This window comes from Archaeoglobus sp., from assembly GCF_017656475.1.
In the GTDB taxonomy this organism is placed as follows: Archaea; Halobacteriota; Archaeoglobi; order Archaeoglobales; family Archaeoglobaceae; genus Archaeoglobus.
Window position 1 is genome coordinate 44,906 of sequence record NZ_JACDNT010000007.1, and the last position, 19,730, is coordinate 64,635.

Below are 19,730 nucleotides of genomic sequence, written 5' to 3' on the forward strand. Positions count from 1 at the left end.
ATCAGAATGTTCAAGGCTCTCAAGGAGAAATTAAGTGGTTTAAGAAAGAAGATAGAGGAAAAGGAGAAGAAGGAAATTGAGGAAATAGAAATAGAAAAGGCTGAGGTTGAAAGAGAGCACCCAGAGAAGGTACAAACGAAGGAGGAAACAAAAACTGAAAAGCGGAAAGTTGGGCTGAAAGACAAGGTTGCGGCTCTTGTTGTAAGCCGAGAAGTTGTCATCGACGAAAAGAAGATAGAAGACATCCTTGAAGAACTGGAAATAATCCTCCTTGAGAGCGATGTTGCTTTTGAGGTTGTTGATGCAATATCTGAAGCTCTAAAGAGCAGGTTGGTTGGAAGAAGGAAGAAGCTGACTGAAAAACTTTCTGACATTATTATGGAAGAGCTCAAGTCAATAATACTTGAAATTCTTGACGAAAACAGGTTCGATTTTGATGAATTTGTAAAGGAGAAACTGATGGAGAAGAAGCCTTTAGTGATTGCCTTTGTTGGCGTTAACGGCACGGGAAAGACAACCACTATCGCCAAGGTGGCAAACAGGCTGATGAAGCAGGGCTATTCAGTAGTGCTGGCTGCTGGAGATACTTTCAGAGCGGGAGCTATAGAGCAGCTTGAAGAACACGCGAAAAAGCTTGGAGTTAAGCTGATAAAGCACAAGCATGGTTCTGACCCGGCAGCGGTTATTTACGATGCGATAAAGCATGCGGAGAGCAAGGGAATTGATGTCGTGCTTGCAGACACCGCTGGAAGAATGCACACCAAAAAGAACCTTCTCGACCAGCTTGAAAAGATAAAGAGGGTGACAAAGCCAGACCTGATAATATTCGTGGACGAGAGCATTGCCGGAAACGATGCGGTGGAGAGGGCGAGAATGTTCGCAGAAACTGTGGGGATCGACGGAAGCATTTTGACGAAGCTCGACGCTGACCCCAAGGGAGGTTCTGCGATTTCCATCAGCTATGTTACTAAGAAACCGGTGTTGTTCTTTGGAGTTGGACAGGAGTACGACGACCTCGTGAAGTTTGACTCGAAATGGTTGATTGAAAGAATCTTTTCATGAAGATTATCATCCCTTTTAAGGCAAACAATCCCAAATCGAGGCTTTCCTCACTTCTCAGCGAGGAGGAGAGGAGGGAGCTTGCAAGGTTAATGCTCCTCGATGTTATTGATGCTGCAAAACCCTTCGGGGATGTTTTAGTTTTGTGCCCTGCAGAAGTCGAACTGGAAGGTGTTGAGGTTGTTGTTGACACCTCTGATTTGAACACAGCTATTAACAAGCTAATTGATCAGGTTCCAGTGGCGGTGATAATGTCAGATCTTCCTCTCCTCAATGAAGAGGTTTTGAGGGGGTTCTTTGAAACGGAAGGTGATGTGGTCATTGCTCCCGGAAGGAAAGGGGGAACCAACATGCTTCTCGTGAGAAAAAGAGGGTTCAGAGTTTCTTATCACTACGGAAGTTTCTTCAAACACCTCGAAATAGCTCTGAAATCGGGAATGAAAGCGGAAATTTTCGATTCCTTCTTCTCATCTGTCGACATCGATGACGAGAACGACCTTCTTGAGCTCATGATGCACGGGGAGGGGAAGAGGTCTCAAAAGTTTTTGAAGGATATCGGTTTCTCTGTGAGTTTTGAGAAAACACCCAGACTTGAACGTAGAGTTTTTATGCAACCATAATTAAAAAACTTTGATGGAGAACTTCGAAATCTGGGTTGAAAAATACCGCCCCCGCACTCTTGACGAGGTTGTGGGACAGGACGAGGTAATTCAGAGGCTTAAGGGATACGTTGAAAGGAAGAACATACCTCATCTCCTCTTTTCAGGCCCACCCGGAACAGGGAAGACAGCAACGGCAATAGCTCTTGCGAGGGATTTGTTCGGAGAGAACTGGAGGGACAACTTTATCGAGATGAATGCGAGTGATGAGAGGGGAATTGATGTTGTCAGGCACAAGATCAAGGATTTCGCGAGAACTGCTCCTATTGGGGATGCTCCCTTCAAGATAATCTTTCTCGATGAGGCTGATGCCCTCACTGCTGATGCTCAGGCTGCTTTGAGGAGAACGATGGAGATGTACTCGAAGTCATGCAGGTTCATACTGAGCTGCAACTACGTGAGCAGGATAATCGAGCCCATTCAGAGCAGGTGTGCCGTTTTCAAGTTTAGGCCCGTACCCAAGGAGGCAATGAAGAGGAGACTGATGGAAATATGCGAAAAAGAGGGTGTGAAGATAACAGAAGACGGTCTTGAGGCTTTGATATACATTTCTGGAGGAGACTTCAGAAAAGCCATCAATGCCCTTCAGGGTGCTGCTGCACTTGGAGAGGTCGTGGATGCTGAAACAATTTACCAGATAACCGCAACAGCAAGACCTGAGGAGATGTCAGAGTTGATTCAAACCGCGTTAAAGGGCAACTTCATGGAGGCGAGAGAAATACTGGACAGGTTGATGGTGGAATACGGGATGAGCGGGGAGGATATAGTATCACAGCTATTCAGGGAAATTATCTCGATGCCAGTGGAGGACAGTTTGAAAGTTCAGCTAATCGACAAGCTTGGAGAGATTGACTTCAGGCTGACTGAGGGTGCGAATGAGAGAATTCAGCTTGATGCTTATCTGGCATACCTTTCCACTCTTGCCAAGAAGTGATGTGGGAGCGTTTCAGAGAGAAGAGGTATAGAGGCTATCTTGAAGCAAAAGCTAAGGGGAAAGTCGATGAAGATATAGTCTATTTGCTTGACCTCATCAACAAATTTGACTGCTTTGTCACCCTTTCAAGCTGCAGTGGAAGGATAGCAGTTGTCGATCTTAAAAAGCCGGGGGATAAGGTTAACTCAGAGTTTTTGGGCAAGTGGCATGGAGGTGCAGAGGCAAAAGATATCAAGATGGCAGCAATGAGGTGCAGAAACACCGCTTGGCTTATCCAGTATCCACCCATCATTCATGTTGCATGCAGGGATATTGACGCTGCAAAAATTTTGATGAACATTGCAAACCAGGCCGGTTTCAGGAGAAGCGGTATTATATCCTTAAACCATTATGTGGTTGAAATAGCCTCTCTTGAGAGAGTCGAACTTCCTATTGCTGAAGGCTACAAAATGCTCATCGACGATGAGTACCTTGAGTATGCTGTTAAATGTGCGAACGAGAAACTCTTCAAGGGAAAGGAAAAATTGAGGAGGCTGTATGCTGTTTTAGAGTCTCTTCAGCGTGAAAACACCTATTGCGGCGATTAGTATTGCCCCCACAATTGATCCTGCGAGGCTCTGAAGGGCGTTCGGGGATTCAGGGTTGAGTACGTAAGCAGCCGAGGCCCAGACAATCAGACCAAAGGCTATCAGCAGAAAGATTATTGTGAAGTACTTTGAAACTCTTCTGTTTTCTGCGTAAGCATCAGCGGCTCTTGCCAGCATTGCGAATATTCCGGAAAGCACGAACCACCAGGTACTGTAGAAAACGAAGCTTGAAATTGCTTCCGTTGCTTCTGGAACGTTAACAGAAGCGTTGAATCCATTCACAATGCTGATTATGAGCAATATGGCTGAGGTTACGTAGAAGATAAACGAGAGTCTTCCCTCCACCAGCGATACGCGAACGGCATCCAGAAGGTTTGCTATGTTCTGCTCCCAGCCGTACGCTTTTACCATGAAATAAACACCGAGGAAAAATATTATTCCACCAAGCCCCCATTCGGGATGCTGCATAACGAGAAAGATTGAATAAACGAGGAATATCATTCCAAGAGGAGCAAGAGTGATTCTTGCGATCTTCGGGTCGTTCAGCATTCTTCTTATAAGAAAATAGGTGCTTTCAATCGTTCTGCTTTGCCTCACAACGACTCTTTGAACCGAGTCTATCTTAACTCTTGAGGAGATAATCGGAAGAACGAACTCATCCTCTGATCCGTCAGTAACGAGTATTGCACTTGATGGTCTTAAGTTCAAGACCGCCCTGTCAAGCTGCTCCGCAATTTTTGAGTCAGAAACAACACCAACGCTCTTGTCCCCACAAATTACGACAACTTCAACGTCTTCTCCCTTCTCTTTAAGGTCATCGTAGATTTTTATCGCTGCGAACATTGCATTGACGTCTGAATCTTCTGGATCTGCTGTACCGAGCCTTACCGCAGCGGAAACGACGTTATCTCTTCCGATAACAGGTGATGAAATACCTGCCTTCTGCCCTAAGTCATCATCCCTGTCAATCACAAGCACAAGCTTTTTTGCCATTAAAAAAATGTGGGAGGAAATATATAAAAAACTATCTGAACTTGCCGAGAATGTCCCTCGCTATGGTGTTGAGCTGAACCTCCTTCGTCCCCTCGTAAATTTCGGTAATCTTTGCATCTCTGAAGAATCTCTCCACCTCATACTCAGCTATGTAGCCGTAACCTCCGTGCATCTGCACAGCTTCATCACATATTTTGACAGCAAGCTTTCCTGCGTAATATTTGGCCATCGAAGTCAGCCCGGGATCAATCCTGCCCTGATCGTAGTTCCAAGCTGCCTTGTATATCAGCAATCTTGCCGCTTCAAGCTGTGTTTTTAGGTCAGCAATTCTGTGCTGTAAAGCCTGAAAAGCTCCTATCGGCTGTCCGAACTGCTTCCTCTGCTTTACATAGTTAACAAGCCTATCAAAAGCACCCTGAGCAATTCCCAAAGCCTGAGCAGCGATCTCAATTCTGCTCTCGTCAAAGAACTCCAGAACCTGATAAAAGCCTCTGTTAAGCTCTCCAATAACTGCAGACTCGTCAACCCTCACATCTTTGAAAACGACTTCGGCAGTTGGAGAGGCCCTTATGCCGAGCTTACCCCCGATCTTGGTTGTCTTCAGTCCAGGAGTGCCTTTCTTCACGAGGAAAGTGGAGAACCCCCTGTAGCGTGGCTGTGCATCGGGGTTGGTGACAGCAAGGACTACGTAGTAGTCTGCGATTGTTCCATTTGTGATGAATGTCTTTGATCCATTGATGACCCACTCATCTCCATCCTTCTCGGCTTTCGTTTTTATCGCCGTCAAATCGCTGCCAGCTTCGGGCTCTGTGTAGCAGCCTGCAGTGATTGCCTCACCGCCAGCCACCTTTGGCAGAACCTCTTTTTTCTGCTCCTCGCTGCCGAACCTCATCACCACTTCAGAGGAGAAGTCTGAAAGGAGTAAGGCACTTCCAATTGTGCTGTCAGCTCTACAAAACTCCTCGACGATGAGTATGTTCTCAAGCACACCCATTCCCGCTCCGCCGTACTCCTCAGGAAAATGCACGCCGATGAAACCAAGCTCACACGCCTTTTTCCATAAATCAAAGGGGAACTCTTCATTTCTGTCGTACTCCTCAGCCCTCTCCTTTGTGAACTCGTTTACGGCGAACTCTCTGGCAGCGTTTTTAATATCCTTTTGGTCTTGAGTAAGCTCGAAGTCCATAACGCTTCTCCAACAAAAAACATTTAATATTTTGCCTTTTCAACTTTATTTTCACTTTATATTTGCTGTTGCCTACGAAGTCCAAAACACCAAAATCTTATATTTTCTTAAGGTTAGGTGGAGTGATGAATCTGGTGTACATGCAGATATTGCCGGGTGGGCAGGAATGGTTGCTGATACTGCTGGTAATATTTCTGCTATTTGGAGCAAGCAAGCTGCCAGAAGTTGCAAGAAGTCTTGGGAGGAGCATGGGTGAGTTCAAGAAAGCCCAGAGAGAGGCAGAAATGGAGCTAAGGCAGTTCGAAAGGGAGTTAAGAGAGGGGAAATATACCAGAGATGAGAAAAGGGCAAGGCTTGAAAAAATAGCGAGAGACTTGGGAATAGATCCGGAAGGAAAAAGTGACGACGAATTGCTCGAGGAAATAAACAAAGCTCTTCCCAAGAGGGAAAAGGCAGAACCGTAAATTTTTATATCTGTTACCGTTCTGAATGCAGTATGTTTTTGGAGATTTCAATATACTGCAGGGGAGGCCAGGGAGGAGTGACAACAGCCAGGATTTTAGCTGCTGCAGCAATGCTTCAGGGTTATTTCAGCCAGTCCATGCCACAGTTTGGCCCTGAGAGGAGAGGGGCTGAGGTGAGGGCATTTTTAAGAATTTCAGATAATGAGATTAGGAGAAAATGTGCTGTTACAGACCCAGATGTTGTGATTCTTTTTGACCAGAGGCTTGGTTATGATGGGGATCCTGAAACCGTTGTGGTTAACTGCAATTCAAAACCATTTAACCAGATTGGACAGACCAAGGTTTGCCAGGTTGACGCTACAGAGATTGCTGTGAGGCATGGCCTCGTAAGTGCGGGCTGGCCAATACTCGGCCCTGCAATGGGAGGCGCTGCAGCGAAGATTTTGGATATCGATTACAGATGTCTTATGGAGGCAATAAAGATGGAACTCGGTGATAAGGCTGAAAAGAGTATGAAAGCTGCAGAGGAGGCTTACAAGGTGGTTAAATGCGTTTAGACCCTTTATTCTCCAAAGCAACTGCTGGATCTGCGGGCGAAACAGGAAGCTGGCGAAACTTCAGACCTGTTGTTGATTTAAAAAAGTGTTCGGGGTGTAAGGAGTGCTTTTATTACTGCCCGGAGGGAGTGATTGAGGTAAAAGGTGTTGCCAGAATTGATTACAGGTTTTGCAAGGGGTGTGGAGTTTGTCGGGAAGTATGCATGCAGAAAGCGATTGTGATGGTACAAGAGGAATGAGAAAGCTTCTGACAAGCAATGAAGCTGTAGCAGAAGCTGTGAAGCTGGCGAAACCTGACGTCATAGCAGCTTATCCAATAACCCCCCAATCACCCATCGTCGAGAAGCTTTCGGAGATGGTTGAGAATGGGGAGCTTGATTCAAGATTTGTGAGGGTTGAGTCGGAGCACTCTGCAATGGGTGTTGTTATCGGTGCGGCAACAGCAGGAGCGAGAGTTTTTACCGCAACTTCAAGCCACGGTCTTGCGTACATGTACGAGATGTGCTGGTGGGCTGCTGGATCAAGATTGCCAATAGTGATGGCCTTGGCAGCGCGTTCAATAGGTGCGCCATGGAACATCCACGGTGATCACCTTGATCTAATTACCCTGCGCGATCTGGGATGGATAATCAGCGTTGCTGAGAACGCTCAGGAAGCATTTGACATGACCCTGAACGCATTTCTGCTGAGCGAAGAAGTCAATATCCCCGTTGCCGTTGCCATAGACGGCTTCACAATGAGTCATACCGCTGAGGTCGTTAACGTAAGGCAGGTTGATATCCCGCTGAGAAAACAGGCTTACAGAATACTGCCGGAGATGGAGGTTGCTTTGAACGCGGTAGCATTTGGCGATGCAAGAATGTTGGCGCGTTACGATCTCGCCAAAGATCTGGAAGAGTCAGCGAGTTCGATAGAGGAGAAATATGGTGGTCTGGTTGAGAGATACAGGCTTGAAGATGCGGAGTACGCTGTTGTTGTGACAGGTGGATTGAGCGGAGATGTGAAAGATGCGGTTGACATGCTGAGAAAAGAGGGTGTTAAGATAGGTGTTATGAGGCTCAGGTTCATCAGACCCTTCCCCAGGAAAGCTGTTAAGGAACTCCCATCTCAGGTTCTGGTTGTAGATAGAGCAAATACGGATTTGAGGGGAGTCCTGTCGGTAGAGGTGGCTGCATGTGGAGTAGAGAACAAAAATGTTGTTGCGGGGATTGGAGGAAAATATCCGACGGTTGACGAGCTTTACTCATGCCTGAAAAGGTTTGTTGATGGTAAGCTTTCAGATGTGGAGTGGTTGATATGATTCTGCCGGGAAACACAAGCTGTCAGGGATGCCCGATAGCGATGGCGATGAGATGCCTTGATGAAATTGAGAATCCAGTCCTAGTAATTCCTGCAGGCTGCTCTACAGTGATCGCAGGACTTCATCCGAAGTCTGCGATGAAATGTCCAGTTGTGCACGTCCCTTTCGCCTCAACCCACTCAGTTGCATGCGGACTGAGTGAGGCTTACAGAAAGCTTGGTGTTGATACCACAGTCGTGGCGTGGATGGGTGATGGTGCTGCAGATATTGGCTTTGCGACTCTCAGCGCATCGGCAACGAGGAGAGATGACATTCTGACGGTTGTTGTTGACAACGAAGCTTACATGAACACCGGCACCCAGGCGAGTCTAAGCACCTTCTGGAAAGCAAAGACAACAACCTCACCAAGAGGGAAGACTGAAGAAAAGAGGAATCTCGCGCTCGTGATGCTGGCACACAAGGTAGATTACGTGGCAACGGCTTCAGTTGGATACATTCGCGATTTGAGGAGGAAGTTCAGGACAGCAGGTAAAAAAGACGGTTTCAGGTTTATCCACGTCCACACCCCATGTCCTCCGGGATGGAGATTTCCGAGCGAGAAAACGATTGAAGTTGCCAGAAAAGCAGTGATGAGCGGGGCATGGATACTCTGGGAATACGACGGAAAGCTTAGAATTTCACCACCGAGCGAGAAGTACGCTGACAAGTCAAAGAGAATCCCGCTGAAGGATTACCTCAACCAGGGAAGATTCGCACATCTCAGCGAAGAAGACATACAGGAAATCGAGAGGAAGATAGACAAGGAGTGGGATTTGCTACTCAAATTTTCCTAAATTTTTCCTGAACCTTTTTCCAATGAAATAAACTTCAGCACTCCTCTTTCTTGAAGCCTGGGGGCTATGGAACTTTTTGAACCTGAAATACGGTTTTAGTTCGTTGAAGAATCTCTGAATCTCCTCTCCCTGAAAAACCTTGACCACGAAATTTCCTCCAGGCTTTAAAACCTCCTTTGCAATATTGAAGCTTGCTCTGGCTAAGTCAATAGACCTCAGGTGGTCAATCGTCCACTTCCCGCTGATTTTCGGCGAGGCGTCGCTCATCACCACGTCATAGCTTGGAGATATTTCCCTTATTTTCTCAAGAGTTTCCGGGAGTGTTATGTCTCCGCGGATGAAGGATACGTTTTCAATAGGCTTCATAGGATTGAGGTCAACCGCAACAACGCTTGCACCAAGTAAGGCAGCAACCTGACTCCACCCGCCCGGAGTAGCTCCGAGGTCAAGAACCAAATCCCCCTCTCTGATTAGCTTGAAGGTTCTGTTCATCTGGAGCAGCTTGTATGCTGCCCTGCTCCTGTATCCTTCCTTCTTGGCTCTCCAATAGTAGTAATCCTGTCTGTCCTTCATATTGTCTTCACAACCACTCTCCTTGTTCTTGGCCCATCAAACTCCACAAAAAGAATCTTTTGCCAAGTTCCGAGAGCCAGCCTTCCGTTCTCGATGGGGATTACAGCAGAATTGCCGAGAATCGTGGCCTTGAGGTGAGCATCCGCATTGCTGTCTATTCTGTCATGCTTATACCCTTTCCCGAACGGTACCAGCTTTTCCATAAGCTGGAGAATATCTTCAAGCAAGCCCGATTCACCTTCATTTATAACCAGAGAGGTTGTTGTGTGGGGCGTGTAGACTACAGCTAAATCCCCACCTTCAATACACTTCTCAACCTCTTTAGTTATGTCGATTATCTCAACTCTCCTAGTTGTTTTCAGAGTTATTTCCATACCTAATCACGGAAGTCTCAACATATATTCCTTCCCTTGCCCAATTCCGAACTCACCAAGAGCGATTCTGTCAAAGTCGGTGTGTCTGGTTTCAATCACTAATCCGTCTTCCCTCAAATCCTTCACGACACCCAGTCCGAGGTACCTTTCCTCTTTGTAAACTCCAACCACTAGCCCTCTAATCTCCTCTTCAGAAACCAGATAGATGTCCTCAACCTCGTAGAGCATCTTTAAAGATTTGAGTATGCTGCTGTCAACTTCAGCCTTCTCCTCTGTTATTATGACCAGAAAGTCGTCTCCCCTTCTTACCTCTTTAACCCTCACTTCGAGCACTTCCTCTATGAAATCCTTGACAATGCGCTTTCCGCTGAAGAATCTCCCTGAAACCTTTGACCTGCCAACCACAACGACTTTAGAGCCTTCAAGTTCTTTCTTGTACTTTTCCATCCTTATTTTAGCCCTCTCCTCCCTGCTTCTCTCCACAACTTCCCCACTCTCGACCCTGTATACATCCCAGCCTTCCGGCTTTGTCTCATCAAAGGAAGCAACTATGTCCGGGCTGATTATCTCAAGTTTGGCGAGCTTGTAGTCCAAAGCCCTCTCTCCCCTTACCCACCCGGTTGTGTTCACTATCTTCCTTCCCTCGAGCTTTTTCAGCTCTTTCCAGAGCCTTGCAACTCCCCTAATGCATTTAGCCTCCCTTCCCATCGGCGAAATAACTCCAACAAAGTAGCCGTTGACGTACTCTGCCTGCGAGAGATTCACGCAGTTTTTGGCAAACCCGTATCCCATCGCTCCTGGATGTAGAAGCTCGGACTGGCCGATGTCAAGGTCGAGGATGTAGCATCCTCCTGCCTTATTTGCCAGAAATGTCGCCAGAGTGCTCTTTCCCACATCCACTCCACCGTAGAGGAAAAGAACCTCCCAGTCCATTTTTGCAAGCTTCTTCCATGATTCTGGAATTGTGCAACCCTCAACTACTCTGTAATCACCCTCAACAGCAATCTCGCAGTCCTCCAGACAGTAAATCGGAACGAACTTTTCAGTAAAAAATTCGGAAATGGAGGCTCCGCAGACCTCCGCTTTCCCTTTTATCCTTACCTTTCCCTTAGCTATTACAGTTTTGCCCTTCTCAACCCTCATTCTCAGTTGTGTTGAAGGATATCTGCCATGTTAGAATGTTTGGCCTTGCATTAACAACCCTCGTGAAGTCCTTGTCCTCCATTATTGCAATACTCAGCCCATCTCCGAAGTTGTGAACTTTGTAGTACTCAAAGTTCTTCTCCGACTCATTCATTCCCCCGAAGAAGTAGTTGCCCTCGAAGTGCATGGCCCAGACCTTCTCGTAGCTGCTGTTGTTGAAGTTGTACCTATATCCCTCAAAGAAGAAGTCTGCCGGGCTCTCGTTTCCGATTTTTATCCACTGCTTCACAACATCTCCGTATGCGAAAAATGCGTAGGCGAAGCTTCCATTTATGCGGGATAGGTAGCTGTAACTCCTGTTTCCAAAGCTCGGATATTTCCCCTCCACCGTATCAACGGCCTTCTCCACAATGGGTTTGTAGCCAACCACCAGAGGAGAGAGCTCGCCCACAAGGGCAATTCCGGGCTTTCTGAGCTTCAAGGTAAAGTTCCCGTGCTGAATTTCATCTTCCTCAGCAAAATAAATCTTACTCATTCTTGCATCCACAAAGTAAAGGGGCACAGCTTCCCCAAAATCAGCTATCATCACCTGTGAAATCCCTCCAGTAACCTCAAGAACCTGTCTGCTGAATATGGCTGGAATCAGCAGCTTATTAAGGTCGGAAGTTACCATCTTCGCAATAGGGTCGTCTTTCCCCAGCTTGGAGGTGTAGGAGAGGTTGTAATACTGAATGTAAACCGCGTCGGCAGGAGTCCAGTTTACGTACTCTCGAAAGTCATCGAGTCTGTAAACAACCTCTCTCTGCTCTGCACTCCCACCACGAAGCATGTACGCAAATACCGATCCGATCATGATCAGAGCGAGAAGTAAAGCGAGCAGTCTTGCTGATTTTCTTTCCATCTGTTTGGCCATGCAAAAACGTTTCAGTATGGCAGATAAAACTTTCTTCACAACAACTTTTTTAACATCTCCAGAAAACGAAATCTAATGATTCTTACGAGGAATCCAGAAGAAGCAAAGGAAATGCTCGTTTCCAAGGTTATTGACGGGAAAACCTGCAGCTCAAGGTTTGGCGATTACAGACTGGCAAGGCCGACAATGGTTGTGGTTGAAGAGCCTAATCCATTCGGTTTTGAGTTCGATTACGATGTCTGTGGGGAGAAGTATAGCGAAAGACTGTCAATGAGCATAGAAAACGCAGCTGAGAAGCTTAGAAAGTCTCCCCACACAAGGAGAGTCTCCATACCGCTCTGGTATCCGAAAGACCATCTCTGCAGGAATCCCGCAGCAATTACGGAAATCTCATTCATTTTCCATGAGAAGCTCCACCTCACAGCCTTTGTCAGGTCAATGGAGTGTCTGAGCTATTTCGAGCACAACTTTGACTTCCTTGTTGAAACTCTCGAAAAGCTCTCGAAGAAAACTGGTTTGGAGGAGGGAAGTGTCGGAATGCTGATAACCATCCCCCACTTCTACGAGAGGGATTTAGACAAGGCCTCATCTTTTGCCGGAAAGTTAAAGGAGTTTTACGGTTATCATGAGTTGGGAGCGCACCTTGTAGAAGACTACATTTCTTCAGCATGGCATTTAGCACTTGAGACAATTTACAATAAAGGCAAGAAAAAGAGAACTGAATGGGGAGATATTTTTGAGGGGCAGCAGGAAAGTCTTTTCGTTCACAGGCTTTTTATTGAGGTGCAAAATCCTGAAGAAAACAAGCTTCACGACAAAGCCCCTTTCACGGAAAAATACGGGATTGAGTACGCCCACGATTACATAATGTACGCCGCAAAGCTTGATGGAGAGGTTAGGGAGAGAATTCTGAAGGAAGGGGAGGAGTACACCTATGCAGAGAGAGCGAGGTACTGCGAGAGGGATGATGTGAAGGTAGACCAGTTGTTCAAAGTTATCGAGAAGCTGAAAGAGAACTCTTGCAGGAGGGACTGCTACGTTGGAATTTCCAGGCCGTGGGATTTGCTTGGCGATGAACCACCGTGTTTGAGAGGTTATCAGTTCTCGAAGTACGGAAATGACCTGATAGGGACGTTCTACATGAGGTCCAACGATGCCTATGGTGCGATGCATGCGAATATGTACGCATTCGCCTTGCTGACGAAGTACGTTGCTGAGCTGACAGGCTTTGAATCTTACAGGTACAACCACTTCGCACTCGATGCCCATATATATGCCGAATTCATCGATGCGGTTAGAGAGATACTCTATCCGGAATCTCCAAGCTATCTAGACAAGGTTTCGGGGAAGGGTTAAAAACAGCAGGAATGCGGGAGAAACAATGCTCGCGGAATTGATTTCAGCGGTATCTCTGATTCCAATGCTCGTTTACGTGAAAACACGCAGAAGTTTTGCCGGCTTTCTGGGCTGGACACTCTTTTCCATTGCCTGCCTCGTAAAGGTTCCTGACTACCTGTCTTCAGCGGATTACTACAACACGACCATTTTCTTTCTGGCCTACGTCTTTTTCCTCTACATGTCAATCAGAATTCTGATGGCAAATTCCCAAACGTTTGTTGACGTTACAGCCTTCTCAGCTCTCGCGTTCATCGTTTACTTCCCCTTCGCCTTCACACCTCTCGGAGATGTGCTGATTGACCTAACTGCATTTTTAACTGCCTCTCTCGCAAATTTGCTCGGTTACGGCATTGCGAAAGACGGTGCCAATTTATGTCTGAACGGAAAGAGTGTACAAATCATTCTCGCCTGCACAGCAATCGAGAGCATGGCTCTTTTTACAGGCGCAACGCTGGGCATAAGAGCAGACATTTCGAGGAAAATCAAGGCTTTTCTGATATCCGTTCCAGTCATTTATGTCCTCAATCTATTCAGAAATGTTTTTGTGACAGTTTCATTCGCTTACAACTGGTTTGGGGATAACAGCTTTTACATAGCCCACAACGTCATATCGAAGATAGGATCAACTATGGCTCTGGTTCTCATCGCCTACGGTGTTTTCAAGCTGCTCCCAGAACTGGCAGACTTAATATACTCTCTCAAAGACGAACTTGCAGGTGGTGGCAGATGATAGAGAGAAGCGGGTATGGTATCATCGTTGCATCTCTACTTTTGTCAGCGGCATCCTATCTGCTCCACCCAATAATCTCGGCTTTCTTCATCGCATTCGCACTCTTCACCGCTTACTTTTTCAGAGATCCTGAGAGAAAAGTAGGTGAGGGGGTTGTTTCTCCGGCTGACGGGAAGATAGATTTCATTGAGGAAAGGAGGCTGGAGATATTCATGTCCCCCTTCGACTGTCACGTAAACAGGGCGCCATGGAACGGTAGGATTTTGTCAGTCAAGTTCATTGAAGGAAGCACACCTCCGGCATTCATCAGGAAAAGAGGAGTTAGAACCAATGAGATACTGATTGAATCGGAAGATGGTGTGTTCAGGGTTCTGCAGATGGCAGGAATATTTGCGAGAAGGATCGTTAGCTACGTCAAAGAGGGGGATGAGGTGATGAAGGGGCAGAAAATAGGGATGATAAGATTCGGTTCGAGAGTTGTTCTTGAAATTCCGGAAGGATTTCGGTTTGTCAGAAAGGTTGGCGAAAAGGTTAAAGCTGGTGAAACCGTTGCCTTGAAGGATGAGAGTATTCAAAGAAGTCAGCCTCGCTGACTCACTTTCAGTGCTCAATGCTCTCTTTGGCTTTACTGCCGTCACCTACCTGCTTCTTTACGGTATAAGAATTGAGGCCTTCGTCATGTTTTACATCTCAACCTTTGCAGATGGGATGGATGGTTTCGTGGCGAAAAAGACCGAGAAGAGCCCTTTTGGTAAGGAGCTTGACTCTCTTGCAGACTCCATCTCCTTTGGTCTGTTTCCTGCAGCCCTTCTTGTCAAGTATGACTCGAACCTTTTTCCCTATGCCTCCCTTTTTCTCGCCTTTTCCCTACTCAGGCTCGCAAGGTTCAACGTGCTGAACGTGAGTGATTTTCTTGGCGTTCCAACACTGGTCAGCGCACTTGTGGTGACATCACTCGTGAGGGTTGACGCAAACATCACTCTTGTAATCTTCATTACAATTCTTCTGTCCTTTCTGATGATATGCGATGTCAGGTATCCGAGAGTAAAGGATGCTCTGGCTTTGGCTGTTGTTGGTTTGGTGCTGATCTCAGCAATCTTTTTCACGGAAATGTGCTACGCCATTCTTCTTTTGAGTGCGGTTTATATTATATTGCCGATACTAAATGAGGGGGTGAGATTCTGGAGGGAAAGGAGATTGAAGAAGCTGCTTTCGAAGCAGGAATAAAGCTGGGAGCCCTCTTCCACCAATTCATAGGTGCTCCAGTTGCGGAGAGGAATGCGGAAATCCTTGAGAAAGCCATTCAGAGCTGCGTTCTTCTCCAGCCTTATGTTGTCGATGCTGAAGTTAGGATAGATCGGGAGAAGCTGAAAAATGTGTCGGCTTTCGGCTACACATCTCTAATGCCAGACATGCTTTTCGCGAGGGTGAGGGTTAGAGTTGAAAATGCGGAGGTCGTGGCTGTTCTGGAGTGGGATGAGGAGCTTGGCTATCCGCTCATGAGGCTTGAGCGATAAAGCTTACACTATGACTGTCCCAACAGCCTCCCCTCTAACAGCCTTCTGTATGTTCTCAGGTGTGCCGAGGATGACGTAAGTCTTTATTCCGCTCCTCTCGATTATTTTTGCAGCAAGCAGGTCTATAACGACGTTTGTGCCGGCTCTGGCGGAATTTTTGCTAACAATTTCGACGAGCTGCTGAGGGGAGAGCCTGTCGTATTTTACTGCGTTCGGGTCTGCTTTGGGGTCCGCAGAATAGACACCATCCACGTTCGTTGCGTTTATAAACATATCCGCCTTCACGAATTCCGCCAGCAGAGCGGCTGTTGCATCTGTTGTGTGGCCAGGAAAGGTTCCTCCCATCACAACGACCTTGTATAGCTTCGAAAGTTTCTCAGCCTCAATGAAGTCCTCAGGAACCTTTTTGGCCGCTGAATGTAGAGCGGAGATCAGGAGCATCGCGTTCATCCTCGTTGCAGCTATTCCTATGTAGTCGCAGAAGGTCTCAGTTGATCCGAGTTCTCTCGCCCACTGTATGTACTCCCTCGCCAGCTTTCCTCCACCGACCACCACGAACACCTGATTTTCCTGAGAAATCGTTTCTATTGCTTTCGCGAACTCCTTTATTTTTTCTGCTTCTCCTGAGAAAACTGAACCGCCGAGCGATAGCACGACTTTCATTGTTGGGTATTGGTGGTCGGGGTTTTTATAGTCTTAGATTGATTTAGGCAGAGGTTATCAAACACGCAAAAAAGAAATTAAAAGATCTCGGGAGCTCTGAACTCCCCGAACACGTCTCTCAGGGCGTCGGTCATCTCTCCAAGCGTTGCCCTTGCTTTCACTGCCTCAAGAACGTAGGGCATCAGATTCTCGTCTTCCTTCTCAGCGGCCTTTCTTAGCCTGTCAAGCGCCTCTTCCACCCTCTTCACATCTCTGTTCTTCCTGAACTCCTGCAGCCTCTTGATCTGCCTTTCCACCACTGCCTTGTCCACTCTCAGAAGCTCGATCTGGATTTCCTCCTCAATCTGGTACTTGTTCACACCAACAACCGTAATCTCTCCCTCGTCAATGGCCTTCTGCTTCTCATAGGCGGATTTCTGTATCTCCCTCTGCACGTAACCGCTCTCAATCGCCTTGATCATTCCACCCATCTCATCTATCTTCTCTATGTATTTCATTGCCTCCTCCTCTATTCTGTCCGTCAGCCACTCCACGTAGTAGCTCCCACCCAGAGGATCAACCACATCAGCAACTCCACTCTCCTCAGCGATTATCTGCTGAGTTCTAAGAGCGATTCTAACAGCCTTCTCAGTCGGCAGGCAGAGGGCTTCATCGTAGCTGTTTGTGTGCAATGACTGGCAGCCGCCAAGAACAGCAGCGAGAGCCTGCAATGCAACTCTGACAATGTTGTTCTCAGGCTGCTGTGCGGTTAAAGTGCATCCAGCAGTCTGAACGTGGAAGCGGAGCATCATAGACCTCGGATTCTTTGCGTTGAACCTCTCCTTCATTATCCTTGCCCATAACCTGCGAGCGGCCCTGAACTTTGCGATCTCCTCCAAAAAGTTGTTTCCTGCGGCAAAGAAGAAGCTAAGTCTTGGAGCGAAGCTGTCAACGTCCATTCCCCTTTCAATGACCTTCTCAACATAGGTTATTCCGTCTGCAAGGGTAAAAGCCACCTCTTGGACCGGCGTTGCTCCAGCCTCCTCCATGTGGTAGCCTGAGATGCTAATGGAGTTCCACTTGGGCATTTCCTTTGCACAATACATGATAATGTCTGTTGCAAGCCTCAAAGATGGATCTGGTGGGAAGATATAGGTTCCACGAGCGATGTACTCCTTCAGCATGTCGTTCTGAACCGTTCCTCTGAGATTTGACTTCTCAACTCCCTGCTTTTCCGCAACAGCAATGTACATGCTGAGAATCTGAGCGCATGTTGAGTTGATGGTCATTGAGGTCGAGACCTTTCCCAAGGGAATTCCACTGAAAAGAATCTCCATATCCTGTAATGTGTCAATTGCCACTCCAACTTTACCGACCTCTCCAAGAGCCATCGGATGATCAGAATCGTAGCCGATTTGAGTTGGAAGGTCAAATGCAACGCTCAACCCAGTCTGCCCCTGCTCAAGGAGATACCTGTACCTCTTGTTCGTCTCCTCGGCAGTGCCAAAACCTGCATACTGTCTCATCGTCCAGAGCCTTCCGCGGTACATTGTCGGATAAACCCCTCTTGTGAAGGGATAAACTCCCGGATATCCGAGTTTCTCCTCATAGTCAATTTCAACATCCTCTGGCGTGTAAAGTCTGTCAACAACTATTCCAGAAGAGGTCTTAAACTCCTTCTTCCTTTCAGGCGACTTTTCGAGGAGGGGTTTTACGTATTTTTCCTCCCACTCCTTCTTGTTCATACAAACCACCTACTACTTAAGGTAAACAAGCACATCTCCACTCCCTACCTTGTCCCCTTCATTAACAACAATCTCGGCAATCTCCCCATCTTCAGGAGAGGTTATTGGGTTCTCCATCTTCATCGCTTCAATAATAAGCACCGTCTCGCCAGCCTTGACCTTATCTCCAACTTTCTTGAGGATTTCTGTCACAACTCCAGCCATTGGGGCGGTAATTGCCTTTCCTGTTGTCTTAACCGTTTCTGCCTTTCCTTCAGCCCTCTCTTCGGCAAATCTCCTCTCCTTAATCTCAGCTTTCTCAAACTCCTTAAACTCGAATTTTTTCTCCACCTCAATCACTGCTTTCTTTCCGTTAACCTCGACTTCAAATACCATCGGAGAGATTTCCTCCACTTCCACTTCGTACTTTTTGCCCTGAACCTTTACCTCATACTTCATTCTCTCAACCTCGCTGCCATTTTCCAGTTTCTCGGAAAGTCCTTTACCTCAATCACCCCTTCCCTTTCCTTCATGTAGCGGTTTATTGCTGCAATCGCGGCAAGAAACTCCTCTGGCGTCATACAACCACCTCAGAGCGGAATGTTGCCGTGCTTCTTTGGCGGTAGCTTCTCCCTCTTGCTTTCAAGAACTCTCAACGCTGAAACAATCTTCACTCTGGTGTACTTGGGGTCAATCACGTCGTCAATGTAGCCCCTTGCAGCAGCTCTGTACGGGTTGGCGAATTTCTCCCTGTACTCTCTTATTTTCTCCTCCCTCATCGCCTTCGGGTCTTCAGCAGCCTTAATCTCCTTCCTGAAGACTATCTCCGCCGCTCCTTCAGGCCCCATAACCGCTATCTCGGCAGTTGGATATGCATAGACAATATCTGCCCCTAAGTGCTTGCTCCCCATTGCGAGATAAGCTCCGCCGTAAGCTTTTCTCAGGATGATTGTAACAAGCGGGACTGTGGCTTCGCTGTAGGCGAAGAGCACCTTTGCTCCGTGCCTTATTATTCCTCCATACTCCTGCTGCACTCCCGGCAGGTAGCCGGGAACATCGACGAATGTGATGATCGGGATGTTGAAGGCATCGCAGAACCTCACGAATCTGGCAATCTTATCGCTGCTGTCAACGTCTAAGCAGCCAGCAAAGTGCCTCGGGTTGTTCGCCACTATACCGACACTTCTCCCATCAACCCTCGCAAATCCAACAACCGCGTTGGGAGCGTAGTAGGGGTGAATCTCCAGAAACTCACCGTTGTCAACCACGGCCCTTATCACATCCCTCACGTCGTACGGCTTCTGCGGGTCGTCGGGCAGAACATCGTAAATCTCAGGTGTTGGGCGCGCGGGATCATCACCAGTCTTTATTACGGGCGGGTCTTCCATGTTGTTGAGGGGGAGGTAGCTTAGAAGCTTCCTTACAAGCATCATCGCATCTCTATCATCTTCAGCAACAAGATGGCAGTTTCCGCTCTTCATCGCGTGAGCCTGCCAGCCACCGAGGTCGAAGGCGGAAACCTCTTCCCCGGTAACGGTCTTTATAACCTGAGGGCCGGTTATGAACATGTAGCAGTTCGGATTTTTGGTCATCACGATGAAGTCGCCAATTGCGGGGCTGTAAACCGCTCCTCCAGCACATGGACCCATTATCACGCTGATCTGCGGTATAACTCCGCTCGCCAGAGTGTTACGATAGAAGATGTCGCCGTAGCCCTTCAGAGCGTCAACGCCCTCCTGAATCCTCGCCCCTCCGCTGTCGTTCAGCCCGACAACTGGAATTCCGAGCTTCATCGCAAAGTCCAGAATGTAGGCAATCTTGAAACCGTGCATCTCTCCCAGGCTTCCTCCCATCACCGTGAAGTCCTGGGCAAACACCGCCACCGGCCTTCCGTCAACAGTCCCGTAGCCGGTTACAACACCGTCAGCGGGCAACTCCATCTTGTCGAGGCCGAAATCGGTATTTCTCTTCTCAACAAATGGATTGACCTCAACAAAGCTTCCAGGGTCGAGAAGAAGCTCTATTCTTTCCCTTGCCGTCAGCTTCCCCTGCTCGTGCTGCCTCTCTATCCTCTCCTTGCCCCCCATCTGTTTGATTTTCTCCTTCCTTTTGTAGAGGTCTTCAACAATCTCTTTCTTCATCCT

General features: G+C 47.4%; 25 protein-coding genes. 14 read left to right on the forward strand and 11 right to left on the reverse strand.

The annotated features are described in order from the left end of the window. Positions 1 to 6 precede the first annotated feature (6 nt). The 4 genes from ftsY to H0Z19_RS03425 are packed head-to-tail and all read left to right on the forward strand — an operon-like array spanning position 7 to position 3,239. Positions 7 to 1,062 (forward strand): signal recognition particle-docking protein FtsY, encoded by a 1,056-nt coding sequence (ftsY, locus tag H0Z19_RS03410; RefSeq protein WP_290723834.1) that lies wholly within the window; start codon positions 7 to 9, stop codon positions 1,060 to 1,062. Beyond that, positions 1,059 to 1,679, forward strand: coding sequence for a 2-phospho-L-lactate guanylyltransferase (gene cofC, locus H0Z19_RS03415; protein ID WP_290723837.1), 621 nt, complete (start codon positions 1,059 to 1,061; stop codon positions 1,677 to 1,679). Before ftsY ends, cofC begins: the two co-directional genes overlap by 4 nt. Before the next feature lie 13 nt (positions 1,680 to 1,692). Then, on the forward strand, positions 1,693 to 2,652 hold the full coding sequence (locus H0Z19_RS03420; RefSeq protein ID WP_290723840.1) for a replication factor C small subunit: 960 nt from the start codon (positions 1,693 to 1,695) through the stop codon (positions 2,650 to 2,652). Then, positions 2,652 to 3,239, forward strand: a complete 588-nt coding sequence (locus H0Z19_RS03425) for a hypothetical protein (RefSeq protein WP_290723843.1) — start codon at positions 2,652 to 2,654, stop codon at positions 3,237 to 3,239. The genes H0Z19_RS03420 and H0Z19_RS03425 overlap by 1 nt, the downstream gene beginning before the upstream one ends. On the opposite strand, the gene H0Z19_RS03430 is transcribed toward H0Z19_RS03425, so the two are convergent. Both H0Z19_RS03430 and H0Z19_RS03435 read right to left on the reverse strand, forming a co-directional pair. Continuing rightward, positions 3,198 to 4,232, reverse strand: a complete 1,035-nt coding sequence (locus tag H0Z19_RS03430; RefSeq protein WP_290723847.1) for a DUF373 family protein — start codon at positions 4,230 to 4,232, stop codon at positions 3,198 to 3,200. The genes H0Z19_RS03425 and H0Z19_RS03430 overlap by 42 nt on opposite strands. A 31-nt stretch (positions 4,233 to 4,263) precedes the next feature. Next, on the reverse strand, positions 4,264 to 5,418 hold the full coding sequence (locus H0Z19_RS03435; protein WP_290723850.1) for an acyl-CoA dehydrogenase family protein: 1,155 nt from the start codon (positions 5,416 to 5,418) through the stop codon (positions 4,264 to 4,266). 125 nt (positions 5,419 to 5,543) lie between these two features. Here H0Z19_RS03435 and tatA point away from each other — a divergent pair, with 125 nt between their 5' ends. The 5 genes from tatA to H0Z19_RS03460 are packed head-to-tail and all read left to right on the forward strand — an operon-like array spanning position 5,544 to position 8,572. Continuing rightward, a complete protein-coding gene (gene tatA, locus H0Z19_RS03440; RefSeq protein ID WP_290723853.1) occupies positions 5,544 to 5,882 on the forward strand; it encodes a twin-arginine translocase TatA/TatE family subunit in 339 nt (112 codons plus the stop codon). A 32-nt stretch (positions 5,883 to 5,914) separates the two neighbouring features. After that, positions 5,915 to 6,439, forward strand: a complete 525-nt coding sequence (locus tag H0Z19_RS03445) for a 2-oxoacid:acceptor oxidoreductase family protein (protein WP_290723856.1) — start codon at positions 5,915 to 5,917, stop codon at positions 6,437 to 6,439. Continuing rightward, positions 6,430 to 6,678: a 4Fe-4S dicluster domain-containing protein gene (locus tag H0Z19_RS03450; protein WP_290723859.1), complete on the forward strand. Its 249-nt coding sequence runs from the start codon at positions 6,430 to 6,432 to the stop codon at positions 6,676 to 6,678. The genes H0Z19_RS03445 and H0Z19_RS03450 overlap by 10 nt, the downstream gene beginning before the upstream one ends. Next, positions 6,627 to 7,739, forward strand: coding sequence for a pyruvate ferredoxin oxidoreductase (locus H0Z19_RS03455; protein WP_290723862.1), 1,113 nt, complete (start codon positions 6,627 to 6,629; stop codon positions 7,737 to 7,739). Before H0Z19_RS03450 ends, H0Z19_RS03455 begins: the two co-directional genes overlap by 52 nt. Next, positions 7,736 to 8,572 carry a thiamine pyrophosphate-dependent enzyme gene (locus H0Z19_RS03460; RefSeq protein ID WP_290723913.1) on the forward strand — a complete coding sequence of 279 codons (837 nt, stop codon included), beginning with the start codon at positions 7,736 to 7,738 and terminating at the stop codon, positions 8,570 to 8,572. Before H0Z19_RS03455 ends, H0Z19_RS03460 begins: the two co-directional genes overlap by 4 nt. On the opposite strand, the gene H0Z19_RS03465 is transcribed toward H0Z19_RS03460, so the two are convergent. Genes H0Z19_RS03465 through H0Z19_RS03480 form a run of 4 tightly spaced genes read right to left on the reverse strand, consistent with a single transcriptional unit; the run spans position 8,555 to position 11,575 of the window. Continuing rightward, a complete protein-coding gene (locus tag H0Z19_RS03465; RefSeq protein ID WP_290723865.1) occupies positions 8,555 to 9,145 on the reverse strand; it encodes an SAM-dependent methyltransferase in 591 nt (196 codons plus the stop codon). The genes H0Z19_RS03460 and H0Z19_RS03465 overlap by 18 nt on opposite strands. Next, complete coding sequence (locus H0Z19_RS03470) at positions 9,142 to 9,519, reverse strand: secondary thiamine-phosphate synthase enzyme YjbQ (RefSeq protein WP_290723867.1); 378 nt, start codon at positions 9,517 to 9,519, stop codon at positions 9,142 to 9,144. The genes H0Z19_RS03465 and H0Z19_RS03470 overlap by 4 nt, the downstream gene beginning before the upstream one ends. A 6-nt stretch (positions 9,520 to 9,525) precedes the next feature. Beyond that, the gene (locus H0Z19_RS03475) at positions 9,526 to 10,662 is read right to left on the reverse strand and encodes a Clp1/GlmU family protein (protein ID WP_290723871.1); all 1,137 of its coding nucleotides are present in this window, start codon (positions 10,660 to 10,662) and stop codon (positions 9,526 to 9,528) included. Further along, positions 10,652 to 11,575, reverse strand: a complete 924-nt coding sequence (locus tag H0Z19_RS03480) for a hypothetical protein (protein WP_290723873.1) — start codon at positions 11,573 to 11,575, stop codon at positions 10,652 to 10,654. The genes H0Z19_RS03475 and H0Z19_RS03480 overlap by 11 nt, the downstream gene beginning before the upstream one ends. A 75-nt stretch (positions 11,576 to 11,650) precedes the next feature. On the opposite strand from H0Z19_RS03480, the gene H0Z19_RS03485 reads away from it, so the two are divergent. The 5 genes from H0Z19_RS03485 to H0Z19_RS03505 are packed head-to-tail and all read left to right on the forward strand — an operon-like array spanning position 11,651 to position 15,220. Then, positions 11,651 to 12,931 carry a thymidylate synthase gene (locus H0Z19_RS03485; protein WP_290723876.1) on the forward strand — a complete coding sequence of 427 codons (1,281 nt, stop codon included), beginning with the start codon at positions 11,651 to 11,653 and terminating at the stop codon, positions 12,929 to 12,931. A gap of 25 nt (positions 12,932 to 12,956) precedes the next feature. After that, on the forward strand, positions 12,957 to 13,703 hold the full coding sequence (gene artA, locus H0Z19_RS03490) for an archaeosortase A (RefSeq protein ID WP_290723878.1): 747 nt from the start codon (positions 12,957 to 12,959) through the stop codon (positions 13,701 to 13,703). Next, positions 13,700 to 14,296 carry an archaetidylserine decarboxylase gene (locus H0Z19_RS03495; RefSeq protein WP_290723881.1) on the forward strand — a complete coding sequence of 199 codons (597 nt, stop codon included), beginning with the start codon at positions 13,700 to 13,702 and terminating at the stop codon, positions 14,294 to 14,296. Before artA ends, H0Z19_RS03495 begins: the two co-directional genes overlap by 4 nt. Then, positions 14,265 to 14,930 (forward strand): CDP-diacylglycerol--serine O-phosphatidyltransferase, encoded by a 666-nt coding sequence (gene pssA, locus H0Z19_RS03500; RefSeq protein ID WP_290723884.1) that lies wholly within the window; start codon positions 14,265 to 14,267, stop codon positions 14,928 to 14,930. Before H0Z19_RS03495 ends, pssA begins: the two co-directional genes overlap by 32 nt. 26 nt (positions 14,931 to 14,956) lie before the next feature. Then, positions 14,957 to 15,220 (forward strand): dihydroneopterin aldolase family protein, encoded by a 264-nt coding sequence (locus tag H0Z19_RS03505; RefSeq protein WP_290723915.1) that lies wholly within the window; start codon positions 14,957 to 14,959, stop codon positions 15,218 to 15,220. 3 nt (positions 15,221 to 15,223) lie between these two features. On the opposite strand, the gene pyrH is transcribed toward H0Z19_RS03505, so the two are convergent. The 5 genes from pyrH to mmdA all read right to left on the reverse strand — a co-directional run bounded on the left by pyrH (position 15,224) and on the right by mmdA (position 19,727). Beyond that, positions 15,224 to 15,883: a UMP kinase gene (gene pyrH / locus H0Z19_RS03510; protein WP_290723887.1), complete on the reverse strand. Its 660-nt coding sequence runs from the start codon at positions 15,881 to 15,883 to the stop codon at positions 15,224 to 15,226. A gap of 77 nt (positions 15,884 to 15,960) precedes the next feature. Further along, positions 15,961 to 17,607, reverse strand: coding sequence for a methylmalonyl-CoA mutase family protein (locus tag H0Z19_RS03515; RefSeq protein WP_290723889.1), 1,647 nt, complete (start codon positions 17,605 to 17,607; stop codon positions 15,961 to 15,963). 12 nt (positions 17,608 to 17,619) lie between these two features. Beyond that, positions 17,620 to 18,045, reverse strand: coding sequence for a biotin/lipoyl-containing protein (locus H0Z19_RS03520; protein WP_290723891.1), 426 nt, complete (start codon positions 18,043 to 18,045; stop codon positions 17,620 to 17,622). Beyond that, positions 18,042 to 18,167 (reverse strand): hypothetical protein, encoded by a 126-nt coding sequence (locus H0Z19_RS03525; RefSeq protein ID WP_290723893.1) that lies wholly within the window; start codon positions 18,165 to 18,167, stop codon positions 18,042 to 18,044. The genes H0Z19_RS03520 and H0Z19_RS03525 overlap by 4 nt, the downstream gene beginning before the upstream one ends. A 9-nt stretch (positions 18,168 to 18,176) precedes the next feature. After that, positions 18,177 to 19,727, reverse strand: a complete 1,551-nt coding sequence (mmdA, locus tag H0Z19_RS03530; protein ID WP_290723894.1) for a methylmalonyl-CoA decarboxylase subunit alpha — start codon at positions 19,725 to 19,727, stop codon at positions 18,177 to 18,179. Between the last annotated feature and the right edge of the window lie 3 nt (positions 19,728 to 19,730).